Annotated in this window: 18 protein-coding genes, 1 tRNA gene and 1 pseudogene; 9 read left to right on the top strand and 11 right to left on the bottom strand. The window is 36.6% G+C overall.

What is annotated here, in order from left to right:
- Positions 1–113: 113 nt before the first annotated feature.
- Genes AC1F25_RS02565 through AC1F25_RS02555 form a run of 3 tightly spaced genes read right to left on the bottom strand, consistent with a single transcriptional unit; the run spans position 114 to position 2907 of the window.
- Entirely contained in the window at positions 114–1118 is a 1005-nt protein-coding gene (locus AC1F25_RS02565; RefSeq protein ID WP_002344361.1) for a FecCD family ABC transporter permease, read from the bottom strand.
- Positions 1115–2104: a FecCD family ABC transporter permease gene (locus tag AC1F25_RS02560; protein WP_002313633.1), complete on the bottom strand. Its 990-nt coding sequence runs from the start codon at positions 2102–2104 to the stop codon at positions 1115–1117. The genes AC1F25_RS02565 and AC1F25_RS02560 overlap by 4 nt, the downstream gene beginning before the upstream one ends.
- Positions 2101–2907, bottom strand: coding sequence for an ABC transporter ATP-binding protein (locus AC1F25_RS02555; RefSeq protein ID WP_002308861.1), 807 nt, complete (start codon positions 2905–2907; stop codon positions 2101–2103). The genes AC1F25_RS02560 and AC1F25_RS02555 overlap by 4 nt, the downstream gene beginning before the upstream one ends.
- Positions 2908–3072: 165 nt before the next feature.
- On the opposite strand from AC1F25_RS02555, the gene AC1F25_RS02550 reads away from it, so the two are divergent.
- Positions 3073–4029 carry an ABC transporter substrate-binding protein gene (locus AC1F25_RS02550; protein ID WP_479994218.1) on the top strand — a complete coding sequence of 319 codons (957 nt, stop codon included), beginning with the start codon at positions 3073–3075 and terminating at the stop codon, positions 4027–4029.
- Between the two features lie 73 nt (positions 4030–4102).
- Here the strand turns inward: AC1F25_RS02550 and AC1F25_RS02545 are convergent, their stop codons facing one another.
- On the bottom strand, positions 4103–4621 hold the full coding sequence (locus AC1F25_RS02545; protein ID WP_002308859.1) for a dihydrofolate reductase: 519 nt from the start codon (positions 4619–4621) through the stop codon (positions 4103–4105).
- Between the two features lie 87 nt (positions 4622–4708).
- A complete protein-coding gene (rpmG, locus tag AC1F25_RS02540; protein WP_002320810.1) occupies positions 4709–4873 on the bottom strand; it encodes a 50S ribosomal protein L33 in 165 nt (54 codons plus the stop codon).
- Positions 4874–5085: 212 nt separating this feature from the next.
- On the opposite strand from rpmG, the gene AC1F25_RS02535 reads away from it, so the two are divergent.
- Positions 5086–5532 (top strand): DUF2188 domain-containing protein, encoded by a 447-nt coding sequence (locus AC1F25_RS02535; RefSeq protein ID WP_479994217.1) that lies wholly within the window; start codon positions 5086–5088, stop codon positions 5530–5532.
- Positions 5533–5613: 81 nt separating this feature from the next.
- Here the strand turns inward: AC1F25_RS02535 and asnB are convergent, their stop codons facing one another.
- From asnB to AC1F25_RS02520, 3 genes are all read right to left on the bottom strand, one after another.
- A complete protein-coding gene (gene asnB / locus AC1F25_RS02530) occupies positions 5614–7509 on the bottom strand; it encodes an asparagine synthase (glutamine-hydrolyzing) (protein ID WP_002308857.1) in 1896 nt (631 codons plus the stop codon).
- A gap of 290 nt (positions 7510–7799) precedes the next feature.
- Positions 7800–7887: transfer RNA gene (locus tag AC1F25_RS02525), tRNA-Ser, on the bottom strand.
- Between the two features lie 143 nt (positions 7888–8030).
- Positions 8031–8597, bottom strand: a complete 567-nt coding sequence (locus AC1F25_RS02520) for a TetR/AcrR family transcriptional regulator (protein ID WP_252705896.1) — start codon at positions 8595–8597, stop codon at positions 8031–8033.
- Positions 8598–8852: 255 nt separating this feature from the next.
- Between AC1F25_RS02520 and AC1F25_RS02515 the strand changes: the two are divergent.
- Together AC1F25_RS02515 and AC1F25_RS02510 are read left to right on the top strand one after the other, a co-directional pair.
- Positions 8853–10180 (top strand): annotated as a pseudogene (locus AC1F25_RS02515) (DUF1576 domain-containing protein).
- Positions 10146–10499 (top strand): hypothetical protein, encoded by a 354-nt coding sequence (locus AC1F25_RS02510; RefSeq protein WP_002308854.1) that lies wholly within the window; start codon positions 10146–10148, stop codon positions 10497–10499. Before AC1F25_RS02515 ends, AC1F25_RS02510 begins: the two are co-directional and overlap by 35 nt.
- Positions 10500–10588: 89 nt before the next feature.
- Here the strand turns inward: AC1F25_RS02510 and AC1F25_RS02505 are convergent, their stop codons facing one another.
- A complete protein-coding gene (locus AC1F25_RS02505) occupies positions 10589–11008 on the bottom strand; it encodes a cupin domain-containing protein (protein ID WP_479994216.1) in 420 nt (139 codons plus the stop codon).
- Positions 11009–11353 (bottom strand): carboxymuconolactone decarboxylase family protein, encoded by a 345-nt coding sequence (locus AC1F25_RS02500; RefSeq protein ID WP_002308852.1) that lies wholly within the window; start codon positions 11351–11353, stop codon positions 11009–11011.
- A gap of 370 nt (positions 11354–11723) precedes the next feature.
- Between AC1F25_RS02500 and AC1F25_RS02495 the strand changes: the two genes are divergently transcribed.
- Positions 11724–12320, top strand: a complete 597-nt coding sequence (locus AC1F25_RS02495; protein ID WP_002308851.1) for a TVP38/TMEM64 family protein — start codon at positions 11724–11726, stop codon at positions 12318–12320.
- 126 nt (positions 12321–12446) lie between these two features.
- Positions 12447–14246, top strand: coding sequence for a glycerophosphoryl diester phosphodiesterase membrane domain-containing protein (locus tag AC1F25_RS02490; protein WP_252705898.1), 1800 nt, complete (start codon positions 12447–12449; stop codon positions 14244–14246).
- Positions 14247–14523: 277 nt separating this feature from the next.
- Here AC1F25_RS02490 and AC1F25_RS02485 read toward each other — a convergent pair whose 3' ends face one another.
- Entirely contained in the window at positions 14524–14736 is a 213-nt protein-coding gene (locus AC1F25_RS02485; RefSeq protein ID WP_002308849.1) for a hypothetical protein, read from the bottom strand.
- A gap of 447 nt (positions 14737–15183) precedes the next feature.
- Between AC1F25_RS02485 and AC1F25_RS02480 the strand changes: the two genes are divergently transcribed.
- The 3 genes from AC1F25_RS02480 to AC1F25_RS02470 all read left to right on the top strand — a co-directional run bounded on the left by AC1F25_RS02480 (position 15184) and on the right by AC1F25_RS02470 (position 17025).
- The gene (locus tag AC1F25_RS02480; RefSeq protein WP_002320735.1) at positions 15184–15333 is read left to right on the top strand and encodes a hypothetical protein; all 150 of its coding nucleotides are present in this window, start codon (positions 15184–15186) and stop codon (positions 15331–15333) included.
- Between the two features lie 269 nt (positions 15334–15602).
- On the top strand, positions 15603–15989 hold the full coding sequence (locus AC1F25_RS02475) for a YxeA family protein (protein ID WP_002308846.1): 387 nt from the start codon (positions 15603–15605) through the stop codon (positions 15987–15989).
- Positions 15990–16722: 733 nt separating this feature from the next.
- Positions 16723–17025, top strand: a complete 303-nt coding sequence (locus AC1F25_RS02470; RefSeq protein ID WP_002308844.1) for a DUF5960 family protein — start codon at positions 16723–16725, stop codon at positions 17023–17025.
- Positions 17026–17436 lie beyond the last annotated feature (411 nt).

Below are 17436 nucleotides of genomic sequence, written 5' to 3'. Positions count from 1 at the left end.
CATAAAATGGTATAGGAAAAAAAGAAAAATAGCAATCGAACTTTCAAATAAATGTATAAATAAAAGAAAAAGAAGACCTAACAATGATTGGCCTTCTTGCCTTTTAATGAACTTCAACTGCTCAGCACGTGTTTTTGTCTGATAAACAATACATACAGAAAATATGGCGCACCAAAAAAGGCGATCAAAATCCCTGTCGGTATTTCCCCACTTGGTAGAATCACTCGTGCAACAATATCTGCGCTAAGTACAAAAACGGAACCGAACAAACTGCTCAAAATAAAGGTCCAATGATTTTCTTTACGTACGACTAGCTTCGCAGCATGAGGAGCCAGTAGTCCTACAAAGGATAAACTCCCTGTCACCGCTACGCTACCGCTTGCTAAAGCAACAGCTAACAACAAAAGGATTTTTTGACTTTTATTCACATTTAGCCCTAATCCTTGCGCGCGTTCTTGACCAAATGATAGCAAGCCAATCCGTTGCGCATAAAATCCTCCTAGCGGAATCAAGATAATCGCCCATGGAAGAAGCGCCCAAACATAGGACCAGCTCGCACCCCAAATCGATCCCGCCAACCATGCATTGACAAATCCATAATTTTCCTTTGACAATTGGATGGTGCACAACAACGTTAATGCAGAAAGACCAGCATTAATGGCAATACCAGACAATAAGATACGATTCATCCCTAAAAATCCATTTCGATCATAGGCCGCAAGATACACACAGCAAGCAGCGAGAATACCACCTATAAAGGCTACAACTAGCAACAGAAACGGCAGAGAATATTGTGAAAAGAAACCTAAATAAAGCATCACTAGAAATCCAGCTCCCGCATTAATCCCCAATATGCTAGAATCTGCCAATTCATTTCTCGTCACTCCTTGCAAGATATAGCCAGAAACGCCAAGACAAGCTCCTGCTAATAAACTGATCAGTAATCGGGGAACTCGAAACTCTCCAACAATCAGCGCCAAAGAAGAGGAGCCTTTCCCTATGAACGTGTCAAAAAGCTGATCAAGATAAATAAAAGGCGTGCCAATCATCAAACTACCTACAGACAAGACGATAAGTAGAAAAAGCAAGAAATACAACGTCCAATATATTCTTTTCACCGTCGTTCCCTCCTTACTTGTATCAGTAAAAACGGAACGCCAATCAATGCAATGACTAATCCAAAAGGTGTTTCAAAAGGTGGATTGATCATCCTTGCTACAAGATCCGCCAACATGACCAGTCCGCCTCCAACTAAAAAAGAGACAGGTAGGACATAACGATAGTCTGTCCCAACCATTCCGCGAACAATCGGCGGAACCAACAGCCCAATAAATGAAACAGGTCCGACTAACGAAACGGCAATGGCTGCTAACACTGCAACTAGACAGAAAACAATCAACCGTGTTCGTTTAGGACGACCTCCAAGAGCTAATGCATGAGTTTCACTCAAACTAATCAAGGATATCGCTTTTCCTAATGAAAAAGAAACCAAGACAGCAAGCACATATACAGGGAACAACACTGTTAACTGTTTCCATGTGATATTGGCAGCTCCACCTACAAACCAAAAGGCAAGATCCTGCTGTAGATTAAAAAATTGGGTAAGTGCTTGACTGATTGCAGTAAAAAAAGAACTAATAGCTACGCCAGCTAAAATCAGCTGTAAAGGATTCATGCCCATTTTCGAAAACTGCAAAAAGCCAAATACGAGCAAAGTCACAGCAAAAGAACCTGCCAATGACACCAGAAACACAGAAAACCCAGAAGCTTTGGGCCAAAAAGCAAAACTAAGAGCCATTGCCAACGAAGCACCAGCGTTGATTCCTAGTAAACCTGAATCTGCTAACGGATTTCTTGTCACACCTTGCATCAATGCACCGCTCAATGCAAAACAACTCCCTACGAGAAATGCCCCTGCGACCCGAGGCAAGCGAATGTTTCTTATGATTTGATGACTTTGTTTTGATCCATCAAAATCAACCAAAGCCTGCCAAAAGGCTGTTTTTCCCACACTCGCTGCGCCATTTGAAAGAGCAATAAAAAAAATGATCAAAAGAACAAAACAGATCAAAAGCAAGAGTTTGTTTTTTTTCCTAGCCTTCATAATTGATCCTCCTGCTCTTTTGGCAACAGATCATACGTCAGAAAAACTGGTTTATTCGTTTTTGGTAGTGTTACAATCGTTGCATCAATCTCAAATATTTTTTTCATACACTCTTTTGTGATCACTTCTTCAGGTGTACCTTCCGTAATCAATTCACCGTCTTTCATGCCTAGTAAATAATCAGAAAAACGTGAAGCAAGATTAATATCATGGATCGACATCAAGATCGTTGTTTGTTTTATTTGATTGATTTGAGACAATAACTGTAGGATCTCTAATTGGTGTGACGGATCTAAAAACGTCGTCGGCTCGTCCAAGATCAAGATATCTGTTTCCTGAGCAAGTGCCATAGCGATCCAGACACGCTGGGTTTGTCCACCAGACAACGTTGCGATATCTCGCGTGCGATATCCAGACAAACCTGTTGCATCCAAAGCCCACTCGATTGCTTCATGATCTTGTGCATCCATACCACTAAACAGTTTTTGATAGGGATATCGTCCGTAAGATACTACTTCTTCTACTGTCATACCTATAGGATGTTCACTAGTTTGTGCTAATAAAGCAATTTTTTTTGCAAGTTCTTTTGAACTGTATGTAGATATATCAGAGTCATTGACAATGATCTTTCCTGATTTCACAGGTAGTATACGGGTAAAGCTTTTCAATAAAGTAGATTTTCCACTTCCGTTTGGCCCGATCAAGCTCGTGATTTTCCCTTCAGGAATCGTAACAGACATGTTTTCAATAATTTTTTTATTTTCGTAGCCGGCTGCAATATCAGCTGCCCTTAGTCTCGTCATTTCACCCACCCTTTCGCTGAAAATCATTCTCAATTATGACGCTGTTTCACTATTTCGTCAAGCGCTACTTTCATATCTATAGCTAAATGAAGCGGTTGACAGCATTCGAAATATCAGGAATAATAACCAATGAGAAAGATTCTCAATTATGTCAGGAGGAAAGAAATGAACTTAAAAACAAAAGTATTCACCTTATCTAGCATGTTGCTGCTGGCTGGAGTATTGAGCGCTTGCTCCCCCTCTTCAGATAAAGAAACAGCTACAACTACCAATTCGACGACTTCATCCACCAGCACGCATACAGTCACAGATACGCTTGGACATAAAGTCGACATTCCAAACGCACCTAAACGGATCATCGGCAGTTACTTAGAAGACTATCTGATTTCCCTAGGAGAAAAACCTATCGCCCAATGGACAGTGGGCAGTGGTTCTATCCAAGATTATCTGCAAGATGATTTGAAAGATGTTCCAACTATTTCTTATGATCTTCCTTACGAGAAAGTATTAAGCTTCGAACCTGACTTGCTGTTGATTTCTTCTTCCGCTACTGTCGAAGGTGGAAAATACGAGCAATATAGTAAAATCGCGCCAACTTATGTCGTAAAAAATGGAACAGACGTCACATGGGAAGAACAACTAAAAGATGTCGGCAAGGCTTTGGAAAAAGAAAAAGAAGCGGAAAAAGTCATTTCCGATTATCAAAAATCCGTCAAGAGCACTCGCGAAGAATTAGCAGATAAAATTGAGAACAAGACAGCTGCAGTGTTATGGGTGACCAATAACTCTGCCTTCATGGTCAGCAAAAATCGGTCAAGCGGTAGAATCGTATATGACGATCTAAAATTTGGTGTGCCTGATTTAGTAGAAGAAGTGTCCAAAGAAGCCACTTCTGACTGGTCTGCTGTTTCTTCGGAAAAACTAGCTGAATTAGATGCTGATTACATCATTCTTGTAAACAGTGATAAAGATGCTTCTATGTTCAATGAACCAAGCTGGAAAAATCTCAAAGCAGTGAAGAACAATCACGTACTGCAATTCGGCCCTGAATCTAGCTGGCTATATAATGGACCTATTGCCAGTCAGGAAATGGTCAATGATATCAAAGAAAAGCTAAACTGATTTTAACTAAAAAAGCATCTTCACGTTCATTCGCGAGATGCTTTTTTATTATTAAAAACTAAATACCCGGATATTATTCTTCTTTTGAAACAACCTTATTTCTTACTCTTTCCCATTTTTGAAAACGATGGGCATATAAATTTTCCTGATCCGTTATTCCCTCGTATTCCTCTATAAGAGCGAAGTCTGAAAAATCGATATCCCCAATATACGTATCTCCTTCAAACGTGCTATCAATCAATGTCCGCCAGATTCGACCGGTGTAAGGAAGAAGTTCTTGAAAAATCCGACTGCCACCCGAAACATAGATATCTTCTGAGATTGTTTGACTATACGCCAAAAGTTCATCGATTGAATGCATCACTTCTGCATTTTCTTTCGTGCGAAAGTTCGGTTGCGTTGTCAACACGATGATATGGCGATAAGGAAGTGAGAGATCGCCCATTCCTTCATAGGTCTTTCTTCCCATCACTAAGATTCGATCCATTGTATGTTCACGAAAAAAACGCATGTCATTTGGCAATCGCCACGGTAGCAATCCATTTTTGCCGATCAGACCATTCCTATCTTGTGCCCACATTGAAATAAACATATCATCCGCTCCTTATGATTTTAGATGGTTTGAGATAAAAAAAGTCTCAATTCTTTGACCAGCAAGGAATTGAGAACTTTAAAAACATTATTTTGTTTCACGGTGCAAAGTAACTTTGCGTTCGCGTGGGCAATATTTTTGTTTTTCCAAACGATCAGGATTGTTACGTTTGTTTTTGCTTGTTAGGTAGTTACGTTCTTTACAAGAAGTACACTCTAAAGTGATGTTTACGCGCATGTTTTTCCCTCCCATTTTTACAAGAATCCTCTAAGATGACTCTCAGACTTGATTATCTTACCATGATTTTTTCTAGATTGCTAGTGTTTTTCACGATTTTGTTAAGTAAAACTACTTGACGATAAATACAACGGTTTTACTTCTCAAACAAAATCTTTTCCTTTTTGTATAAATACCCTTACACTTGTTTATATAGATTATGTTTTTTAATAAAGGGGGATACTAATATGCCATGGAACATGAAGGACTTTCCTGCATCAATGAAAAACTTAGATAAACTGACAAGAAAAAAAGCAATCGACATCGCAAATGCACTGTTGGATGAAGGGTACCCTGATAGCCGTGCGATCCCAATTGCCATTGATCAAGCAAAAAAATGGGATGAAGATGCTAGTGAATCAGAAAAACGAACCTTCGAAAAAGAAAAAAATCCAAGCAAGACGGATGAACACGATACGAATCCTCGTGCCAGAAAACTGCTTGATTCAGATGTGATCGTAGAATATGAGGAAAAACAATGGATCGTGAAATCTAAAGGGGCAAAAAAGGCAAGCAACCATTTTGATACAAAAAAAGAAGCAATCGAAAAAGGAAAGCAAGTAGCTCAAAACAAACAATCAACTTTGATCATTTATAAAAAAGATGGGACAAAAGAAAAAGAAATCAGTTACTAAGCGCTTAAAAAGAAGCATAGAAACAAGGAGATCATCTCACATGCTTCTATGCTTCTTCTCATATTGTTGTTTCTTTTTTTATCAAACAGTCACATAGTCGATTGCTTCTGCTTGCGGAATCGTTTCATCGACAAAGTAAACTTTATACCATGTCAAGAAACTGAAGATCGTCCAGATTTTACGTTGTTCTTCTTTACGTCCTTCGTGATGGTCATCTAGCAACTTCATAATTTTTTCTTGATCAAAAAATTCTTTTGCAAAATCTGCTTCGAATAGTGCTTTGACTTGTTCGTAGCCGTGTTCTTCTTTCAACCAAGCTTTGATTGGCACAGGGAATCCTAATTTCACACGATTCGACCACTCTTCTGGAAGATGTTTGTTCGCAGCTTGTCTGAAAATATCTTTTGTGTTGTTTTGATTCAACAAGAACTTACTTGGTATTTGTTGAGCCAATTTCATGACTTCGATATCCAGTAAAGGTACTCGAACTTCTAGAGAACTAGCCATAGAAAGTTTATCTGCCTTCAACAAAATATCTTTTGGCATCCATTGATGAAGATCGACGTATTGCATCTTATTGACTTCATCTTTGATTCCTTCTGTTTTCTCGTAATGAACAGTCATGATCTCATTCACAGATGGCGCTGTTTGATATTTTGGCGTCAACACTTCTGATGCTTCTGATTCTTCGAACACTCGAGCATGCCCGATAAAATATTCTTTTGCTGGCGCAAGTGATTCATATAAATGGATACGTCCATGGAAATTTTTCATTTTTCCGATTTTACGTCCTAAATTATAGCGTGTCCCTTTTGGCAATTTTTTCAGTCCTTGCGCAATCACACGGATAAATTTTGAATTCGTGTGAAATCCATACGTTTGGTATCCCGCAAATAGTTCATCTGCCCCTTCTCCTGATTGAACCACCCGTACACTTTGTGAAGCGAGATTTGCTAAAAAGTACAACGGCACACAAGAAGGATTTGAGTCTGGTTCATCTAAGTGATACTGGATCAATGGGAATGCTTTAAAAGACATGTCTCCGTCGATTACAGCTGCCGTATTGTCTAAGTCCAACAATTCTGTTAGTTTTCTGGCTTCAATCGCTTCATTATAGGTTTTATCATCAAACCCAATTGAGAAAGAATGATCTGGTTTCAATACAGAGGTTACATAACTGGAATCGACCCCGCTGGATAAGAAAGAACCAACTTCTACATCGCTGATTGTGTGTGCTTCAATAGAAGCTTGAACAGTTTCGTCGATTTTTTCGATCCATTCTTGTCGGGAATGCGTTTCTTTTGTTTCAAAATCTGCATCCCAATATTGTTGAATGTCCAGTTTTCCGTCTTTATACGTATAATAATGACCTTCAGGCAAACGATAGACACCTTTGAAGAAGGTTTCACCGTTCAATGGAGAATATTGGAAAGTCATATAAGGTTTCAATGCTTCTTTATTCAATTCTTTATTAAAATCAGGATGAGGCAAAAAACTTTTGATTTCTGAACCAAACATAAATGTTCCGTTCATTTCTGCATAATAGTATGGTTTGATCCCAAAATGGTCTCTCGCACCGAATAACTCATTTTTTTCATTATCCCAAATAGCAAAAGCAAACATTCCGCGGATTTTTTGCAATAATTCTGTTCCCCATTCTTCGTAACCATGCAAAAGGACTTCTGTATCTGCATGTGTTTGAAAAACGTGACCAGCTGTAATCAATTCTTCTCTCAAAGGCTGATAATTATAGATTTCGCCATTAAAAATAATGATCTTTGTTCGATCTTCATTGTAAATAGGCTGAGTACCGCCCTCTAAGTCAATAATACTTAATCTTCTAAATCCTAAAGCAACGTGTTTATCGATATATTCCCCTGAACTATTAGGTCCACGGTGAACGATTCGATCCATCATTGTATTAATAATTGTTTTTTTGTTGTCCTTGTCGTTAACAAAACCTACAATACCGCACATTTAACTTTCACATCCTAATATAAAATTACTGTTTATTTCATCCATATGCATCTTAACATAGAATAAATAGCGGACGAATATTTTCTCTCTTACAGTTTCGTCACGTGAAAACAAAAGATGAAAGTTTCTGTTTTTACAGAAAATAAAGTCCCGATATCTAATTTACCATGTTTTCTTTTTTGAGGCTATCTTATTCTCTTCGTGTTAAAAAAATATTAGTGGATGCTGTTCAAAAAATAGCCTCCAAACAAAAAGACACGACCGAAATCGTGTCTAAACATGGATATATAAGGAAGGTACGGGATTTGAACCCGTGCACCACATTACTGCGGCTCGCCGGATTTCGAGTCCGGTGCATTACCACTCTGCCAACCTTCCGCAAGTACTATTTTTAAACTTTTCCCACGAAATGTCAAGCCTATTTCTAACAGATAAATAACAGAAACCGTTTTTTTACAAAAAAAGTCCATTGACAGTTTACAGCCAACGGACTTACCGATCAAATTCATCATGATAGAACACTATCTGATTGTTTCAGGATTATCTAGTGCTAAAATCGAGTCAATTGTCCGTTTGATCAGTGCGATGATTTGTTCTTCTGTTGGATGCATGATGTTTGATGACATCAATGATGCTAAGCCAGTCACCGCTACCCATGTACCAGTATGCAAGGCATCGATATAATCATCCGATAATTGATTGTATCTTTCATCTTCTTTGACTATTTCACGGAAATAGTTGTAAGAAAAATCATACATTTTCTTTCCGTCCCCATGTTCATCAATGTACAATGCCATGTAAAGACTATGATGTTTCTTTGCAAAGTAGATATAGTTCAAACCGAGATCAATGATTTTATCACCCGTACGCTCAATAGGGAAAACATCTTCTTTTAGTTGTTCAAAGATCGAATCCAATAACGTATTTTTCAAATCTTCCATGTTTTTGAATTCCAGATAAATTGGCTGAGTCGAAATCCCCATCTTTTTCGCAATGTTTCTCGCAGTAAATCCTTTAAACCCTTCCTTTGCAACAACATCATAAGCAGCTTTTAGAATTTGATCCTTGGTATAGACTTTTCTTCTCATTAAAACTCCCCCACTTCTTTACTGCAGTATATGTTGTTTTATTGTACCCTATTTTTAGTATTTTTTGCAAACATTTTACTCAAAACGTTATATTTTAAATTTTTTTCTCAGTCTTCTTTAACTTTTTTTGCAAAATTAAAAAAATTTGGTTAAATTCACTGGGTTCCCTTACATTTTTAGTTTTAACCTAAATGATAGTTGACCAAATCTTTCATTTCAAGTTATAGTTAAAGAAAACGAAAAAGAAGGTGTGTAATGGAAAACGAAACTGACGTTATTTATATTCATCCTCAAAAAAGAATCGTTTCACAGAAAAGAAAATATTTTTATCTTAGTTTTACAGGTGCTTTTTTTCTTTTTATTGGCTTAGTTTCTGGTACACCTGCCGCTAATTGGAGTGGACTACTGACTATTCTTACCTCGCCAAGCAATCTTCTGACAGATTATTTTGCTTTGGGTGGTTTTGGAAGCGCATTTATAAACGTTGGGATCTTGACCTTACTTTCTGTGCTTGTGGCTTACCGGCAAAAGGTGATTTTAAATGGCCCCTTATTCGCTTCGATTTTAACAGTTACCGGTTTTTCTTTTTTTGGCAAAAACCTTTATAATTCAATCTCGATCATTTTAGGTGTATACCTGTATGCTGTATTTGTCAATAAACCTTTTTCTCAGTATATTATGATAGGACTGTTCGGCAGCGCATTGTCGCCGGTCGTTAGTTACATTACTTTTGGTATGCGCTTTCCTTTGCTAGTAGGAATTCTACTGGGAAATTTGGCTGGTATAGCAATTGGTCTTCTTCCGCCGTTAGCTGCTCAAACTTTAGTTTTCCATCGCGGGTTCACGCTTTATAATATTGGATTTACCTCAGGCTTGATTGCCATGGCTTTTACTGCTGTTTTGCGATTGTTCAGCTACTCAATCGTCGAGAATACATTGGTTTCCAATGAATACCATTCCCCTCTCGTCTGGATCATTTTCGGCTTTTTTTTGCTGACAGTCGGTTTTGGTTTCTATTATAATTCCTTTCGACTTTCGGGTATTCGAGAGATTTTCGATTCATCTGGTAAACTGACAACTGATTTCATTGCTAATTCTGGTATCGGTGCTACTTTGATCAACATGGGGCTAGTTGGTCTAATGCTTTCTTCTTATGTTTTGCTAGTTGGTGGTAAGTTAAATGGTCCTGTCATCGGTGCTATTTTATCTGCGGTTGGTTTCAGTGCTTTTGGTTGTCATTTAAAAAACAGTTTTCCGATACTAGTCGGAATTTTTCTTGCTTCTTTGTTTGGGACGTTTCATGAGATCACCAGCACCGGCATGCTCGTTGCCGCTGTGTTTGGAACAGGCCTCGCGCCCATAAGCGGTTTTTACGGCAGTTTTTACGGTGTAATAGCTGGTATGTTACATATTGCTCTTGTCCATAACGTCAGCACTTTGCACGGAGGACTCAATTTATATAACAGTGGTTTTTCAACTGGATTCGTTGCAGGTATCCTTGTACCGATACTAGATAACTTTACTGCTGTCAGAAAGGAAAAAAGACACTTGGAAAAAGAATTATCAAAAAGAATCATCGATGAGCTTCTTACTTATCTATATTCCCACGAAATAACTGAAATACGTATTGGCGTAGAATTTGCTGAGGAGGGACTTTTCATAGAAATACAGGGCACAACAGAATCTCAGCCAGAAGATCTAGATGTACTTGCTGATTTGCTGAACAATCCTCGAGACCCTAGCATGGAAATCTACTATCAGGAGCTATTAGGTAATCCTCGACATGATCGGGAAGATTATCATCTGCTAGGTAGTTTGATTGACGATGTGGAAATCATGTATGCCCAGCCGATTATCAATATCAAAATTTTTCGGCGTGCTTCTCCTCGCCCTTATTATTAGCCTATTTTACAAAACAGCTTCATCCACCTAAAACAGCTCCTGAAAGTTCGATTAAAAATCTACTTTTAGGAGCTGTTCTAAGCTTGATATTATTGATTTTCCAATCCTTCGTATAATTCATCTGTTACAGGTTCTAAAAACTCTGAATTACCAGCAGTGATCGCCAAATGTTCAAACCAACTGTCTTTTGTCGCACCATGCCAATGTTTGATCCCTTTGTGCGTTACGGCGACATCTCCAGCCATTAATCGTCTTGCTGGCTTTCCTTCTTCCTGATACCAGCCTTCTCCTCCGGTCACAAGTAAGATTTGATAACCGTCTGTATGGACATGCCAGTGATTGCGACAGCCTGGTTCAAAAGTTACATTACCTACACCAACAGAAATTTCGGGATCGTTTACTAACATATTCAGATAGCTTTGCCCGGTAAATACTTGAGCGTAAGCTTCGTTTTTTTCACCTGCTGGAAAAATCACGCCTTTTTGTATTTCTTCGTGTTTTGTCATCATTTATGCCTCTTTCTTATCTTCACTATTTTCTTCTAGATAGATTTCTTTTGCTAAACTAAAAGCCGACCAAGCTTTTGGCCACCCTACATAAAAAGCTAAATGGGTAATGATTTCTGCTATTTCTTCACTAGTAATGCCATTTTGCTTGCCAATTTTCAGATGAGCCGGCAATTGTTCAAAATTCCCTTCTGAGATCAAAGCAGATAGGGTGATGATACTACGCTGATGAGGAGATAATTCTTCTCTTGACCATACTTCTCCAAATAAAACATCGTCATTCAATTCTGCAAATTTTGGTGCAAACTCCCCCAATTGATCTCTTCCTGCGGTTTGTTTTTCTGCCATTTTTTTACTTCCTCCGTTCGTGATTGCTAGGTGATTCAAACACTGTTCTTAAATAACATCATTATCTATTGTTTCTTCGCATTTTATTTTAAGCCCTATTTTTTAACCTGTCCAATGCTTAGTTTACTCCATCAGTATGCTTTCCAAGCATAATTGTTAACGTTTTCTATCTTTTTTCTATTTTTGAAAAAACAAGATATTAAATAAGTCTTTAGTTGGATGTTTTTTTGAGATTATTCTTTTATACTTACAATGAACGTATGATGAACTTACAAAATTGTTTGTTTTCTGTCATCTTAAAAAGTGGCGCAGACAGTTGCTTTTCTAGTAAAGTATAGATACTAAAGAACCTCTAAGGAGTTGATGAATAATGAATATTGCTGCCTCTCGAAAACTGATAAACTTCATTTCCATTATTGGATTAGGTCTATCGATCGCGCTGACGATTTATTTTATTAATTTAGGTGTTTTCAAAGATTTGAATGCTTTAAGAGGATTAGTAGGTGATTCGATCATTTTAGGTCCGGTCATTTTTATCTTCATCCAAATCTTGCAAGTGGTTATTCCAATCATTCCTGGAGGAATCAGCACTGCAGCGGGTGTTCTGATATTTGGTCCTTATGCTGGCTTTATTTACAATTATGTTGGAATCTGTATTGGTTCGATTATTATCTTTCTTCTAGGACGACGTTACGGAAAACCATTCATTCTTTCCATGATCAGCGATAAGACCTATAACAAATATATTGGCTGGTTAGACAATCAAAACCGCTTTGAGAAGCTGTTTGCTCTAGCTATTTTTCTTCCTGTTGCTCCGGACGATGCGTTATGTTTGATGGCTGGATTGACAAACATTTCAATGAAACGATATACACTGATTATTTTGATAGCTAAACCACTATCGATTTTCTTATACAGTATGGCTTTGATTTATGGAGGACAATATCTAAGTGGTCTTCTTGGTTAATATTTATTTTGCAAAATCAGTTATTGATTGATTACCAATGTTAATTCTGGGAAAGGATCTGCAAAATACATTGCACCCTTTCCTTTTTCATTGGATTTGCGCTACAATGTGAAAGTAGGTGATAGGATGAATTATTTGAAACGTAGCTTAGGCAACGCGTGGGATTTTTTGAAAGGAACACAAGCTTATTTCCGTGATGTCTTGCTGATGCATGGCTTTATTTTATTTATTTGTTTACCCTTATTGAGCAGTACGACTCGTTTTATTTTGCACCGAGGAGCAATTGACTATTTGTCTTATGACAATATTCCTTTGATTTTCTCTCAGCATCCTGGAGTTCTGCTGTCGTTAATCGCCGTTTTATTAACGATTTTACTATTGGTTTATTTCGAATTTGCATTTCTTTTGATGAGTGTCTTCTTTATTAAAAAGAAAGAACCCGTTTCTTTAAAGCAGCTCTTGCACTTGACGATACTTCAACTGAAGAAAGTGAGACCTATTACTTTTCTGTTTTTTCTTGCTTATTTTTTATTGATTCTACCGATCAGCGGGTTAAGTTTCAATTCTGATCTACTGTCAAAAATAAAAATCCCTGCTTTTATCATGGATTTTATTTTTGCTAACCGTTGGATCGTCGTCAGTTCCTTTTTACTCGTTTACATTTTTCTTGGCTATATTGGGATTCGGCTGATTTTCGCTTTACCTGAAATGATTTTACGAGATCGACCTTTTCGAGCATCCATTCGAGAAAGCTGGTTGCTGACCAAATCACGTCTTTTTGCTATCACGGGGCAATTTATCGTGATTGGCGGTACGATTTTACTTCTTTCTTCTTTGGGATATATCGTTGTTATTTTGGCACAAAGTGTTGTTGAAGAATTTTTCCCGAATTACGCATTGATCAGCGCTGTATTTGCGATGACGCTTTTACAAGGAATTTTATTATTCAATATCGTGATGTCTACTGTAGGAATTTTTTATATCATCGTTGATTTCATGGATGACGAAGGTTTCTTACCAGAGATTCCCAAGTGGTTTACGCCTCAAACGTCCAACGTGCATTTATCTGCGCTGAAAAACACTGGTTTGACCCTTTTTGCAGTTTTTTTCGGTATTGGCGTTTGTCTTTACAATATGGATTATCTGACTTCGGCAGTTCAGACAAAACCAGTGACTGTATCTCACAGAGGTGTAAGTACGCAAAATGGGGCGCAAAATACTTTAGAAGCACTTGAAAAAACAAGCAGAGACTATCATCCTGATTATATAGAGATGGATGTGCAGGAAACAAAAGATGGCCGTTTCGTAGTGATGCATGATGCAAATCTTCGTCACTTAACTGGGGTAAATCGAACACCACAGGATTTGACGTTGAAAGAATTGACAAATCTTACGGTTACTGAAAATGGGTTCCAAGCCCCTGTGTGTTCTTTTGATTCTTATTTAGAAAAAGCGCATGAATTGAACCAAAAATTACTTATTGAGATTAAGACCTCTAAAAAAGATTCAGATGACCTGGTCGAACGATTTGTTCAGAAATACCGCAAAGCGATTTTAGAGAATCATCATATTTTGCAAAGTTTGACGTACCAAACTGTTTCTGATTTAAAAGAAGCAGAACCAAACTTTTATGTGGGCTATATCTTGCCTTTCAATATCGTTGGGCCTCCCGTAACGCCTGCTGATTTTTTGACAATGGAGTATAGTACGATCAATCGTAACTTCATTAATTCTGCCCATCAAGATGGAAAAAAAGTATATGTATGGACGATCAACGATTCAGATTCTATGAGTCGCATGATGTTTTATGGTGTGGATGGTATCATAACCGATGAGATGGGACTACTAAATGAAAGTGTGAAACAAACAGATGAAGAAATCACTTATTCAGACAAGCTACTAAATTTTGTTTTGGGTGTTGGCTAATCAAAAATCGTTAATGAAATAAGTTTTTATACAACAAAAAACGCATAACCTGTTACCGCAGGTATATGCGTTTTTTGTTTGACATTCATAACGTGTCCTTAATTATCTCTTGATTCCTTCATCGCACGAACAATAGCTAAAATAGCAGGAATTGCAGAGATCACTGCAAGAATAATTCCCATTTTCCCTGAACTTTTTCTTTTAGGCATATCTTCTCGCTCCCTTCTGTCTTTATTTATATTATAAGGGAGTTCTTGCGAATTCTCAAAAATACTGTTTAAGAAACCAATTCAGCAGGTGTACTAATATCACAGAATTTTACGAGCATGCGGTACTTGCTTTCATAAATGATTGGATAGTCTCGTTGGTCATAACTTTCAACATACACGACAGCCGTGTTGTTATATGTACGTTCAATACAGCCAATTAGTTCGTGAGATACGCCAATCGGTTTGCATATATAAGATCTTCCTACTTCTGCTTTTACCATTTCATTCCCTCTTTTCTTTGTTTTTCTTTATTTTATAATAACAAATCTCCCTTCAATTGAAAACGTTTTATTTCATTTTTTTATTTTTATTTGATTTATTTTTTACTTTTTAGATAACTATTTTCTTATCATAATTCTAGATGTTGTGACAAAAACGTTTGTTTATATTCCTATGTTGTTCGTGTGTTCTTTTCATTATCCTGCTAAATTATTTACAAGGGGTGAGTATATGATTTATATCCAAGCAATAGTCTTTGTAACGTTGATGGTTGGGCTACTTATTGGCTTGAAAGAAAACGGCTGATTGATTTAAGAAAAAATAAATAAGAAAAGTGATAAATGCTTTTTAATTGCATGAAAAAACGGACGATGCTAAACTTGTTATAGGTTCGAAAGTTTAAAGGAAACTTTCAAGAACTGAATTACATTACAAAGGAGATGAATTTTATGACGTTTACAAAAAAAAATATGCAATACCGCGTAGCCTTTGATACAACTTCTAACCGTTTTATGGCGATTGATGCACAAAACGAAAATAACGTTGCGTTTGGTATTACAATTGAACAAGCAGTCCGAGCATTAAATGAATCTAGATAGGGAGTGACCCATTCCAAATGGCGACTGATGAGATCTCGGAAAATCAATAGAAGACGTTTGTAACGGTGATCCGCGACAGACGTCTTTTTATATTTTTTACATACATTTGGTCATTATATCTGTCATTTGTTCTTGACCTAAACAAAAATATAGTTTTAATATCAATTATCGTCGCTTTTTATGACAATTTTGTTAGCTGTTTCGATGATGATATTTTGTTATGATTTGTATAATATTCTATAGAATAAAAATAAAAAAGGAGAATTTTCATGAAAAAAATTTTAGGGTTAATCGTTATCGTATTGATTGCTTTTATAGGTTGGAAAGGCTGGGACTACTATCAGTCTACTTATGTAGGAAAAGATTATTATGCAGTAATCAAAGCACCGATGCCTGCAGAAACTGATATTAAAGCAGATAATGGAGAAGTAATTGGAAAAGGGTTTAAATATAACGTAGATGCGTACGCTGAAAACGGTGAAAAAAGACAATTGGATTTTGATGTCATTACTTCTGGCGACTCTGCTAATGGTTCTGCTTATCCCGAAGGAACAATCTTGCAGTTGAAAGCAAGCGAAAAGCGAATTATAGAGAAAAAAGTAATCACTAGCGATAAAGTACCTTCATCTGTAAAAGACAAATTAGGGCTATCTTAACACTAAGAAAATATCGCAAAAAAGCACTCGAAGTGAGTGCTTTTTTACTTACTGATTTTAGAAAAAAATAGAATTGGTTTTCGAAGTCACTTTCCTGTTCTTCAAGTCCTTAACTAAAGAACAAGGCAATGAATCGATTCCCATACAAACAAGAGGCTGGGACAAAATTCTTGTCACAGCCCCCTTTTTCCGAATAAATGGTGCCGATATGTGTTAAGTACCTAAATGGGTACCAGCTTTCATTTTAAAGTCAGCATGTTTCTATCACTAATTATTTAAATCTAGTGAAAAACCCTTATCTTACAGGCGTTCGTTCAATTCTTTGGCAAGGTCTTCAAAGCCTGGTTTGCCTAGAAGTGCGAACATGTTTTTCTTGTATCATGTATACATTTATTACTTTTTTTCTCTTTTATACCGTTAGAAAACGCCGAAATATCAGCATTTTATCTATCTCTTGTTTTTTCTATCTTTTCTGATTTTTAATATCACTATCACCAAAGCTATCACTAGTTTTTCTATTATTTTTACTTTTTTATATGTATATTGAAACAGGAGTTAGAAAAATTAATAGAAGAACGAAAGAAGACCTCAACCAAATTTAATTGCTAGGGTCTTTTTATAAGAAGAAATGCATATTATCGTTTAGATATTGTCAATACATATTCAGGAAAATCTATTTTAGGGTTTACAATAAGAACGTTTGTTCGTATACTCTTTTTGAGGTGAACTTTATATGTTAATGGAAGGAAAAACACAATTATGGTTTAAATTTGATCCTTCGAACAAATTCATTAAAGACTTTCACAAAGTATGGGATTCAGAAGTTTTCTTTTTAGCAATCGAAGATAGCTTATTAATCAATCTCTACTATTCTAATAAGAACTACTTTAAAATTCCTGCTGCGAAAACTAGAATGAAGAAAGATGTATATTTTTTGTTTGATATCGTGACTGACGTGCCAGACGCACGGAGCGATCATCGGCGTTATGACTATATAAAGTATACTTTCGTTGATCCAGAAAGGTATATAGATTAAAATAAGTTACCTAAAAAGGACAAATACAAATTTTATTATCTTATTTATAGTAAGAAGATAATTTAAGATTGCGAAATACGATACTATTTGTAATCTATAGTATCAGTCCTATAAAATAAACATCTAATTAATTACTCTAAATCCTAATTATAAGCCTTTTTTCTCACTTTTTTTCAAAAATATGGTATGCTTCTTAGTGAATTCAAATATATGGTATGCTTCTTAGTAAATTCAAATATATGGTATGCTTCTTAGTGAATTCAAATATAAAAGAGTTTAAAGCGTAATACACTTATGGGGAAGTGGTTTGGGGTGCGCTTTAAACTCTTCTTTATTATTATCTCACAGCATGCTTAAAAGGTCTATGTCTATGGATTAAGTTATGTAAAAAAGTGCCTCTTTAAACGTCCT

It is taken from the genome of Enterococcus sp. M-BR2, from assembly GCF_056612775.1.
The sequence above is the reverse complement of the archived record's forward strand: the minus strand, read 5'-3'. Positions and strand labels throughout refer to the sequence as shown.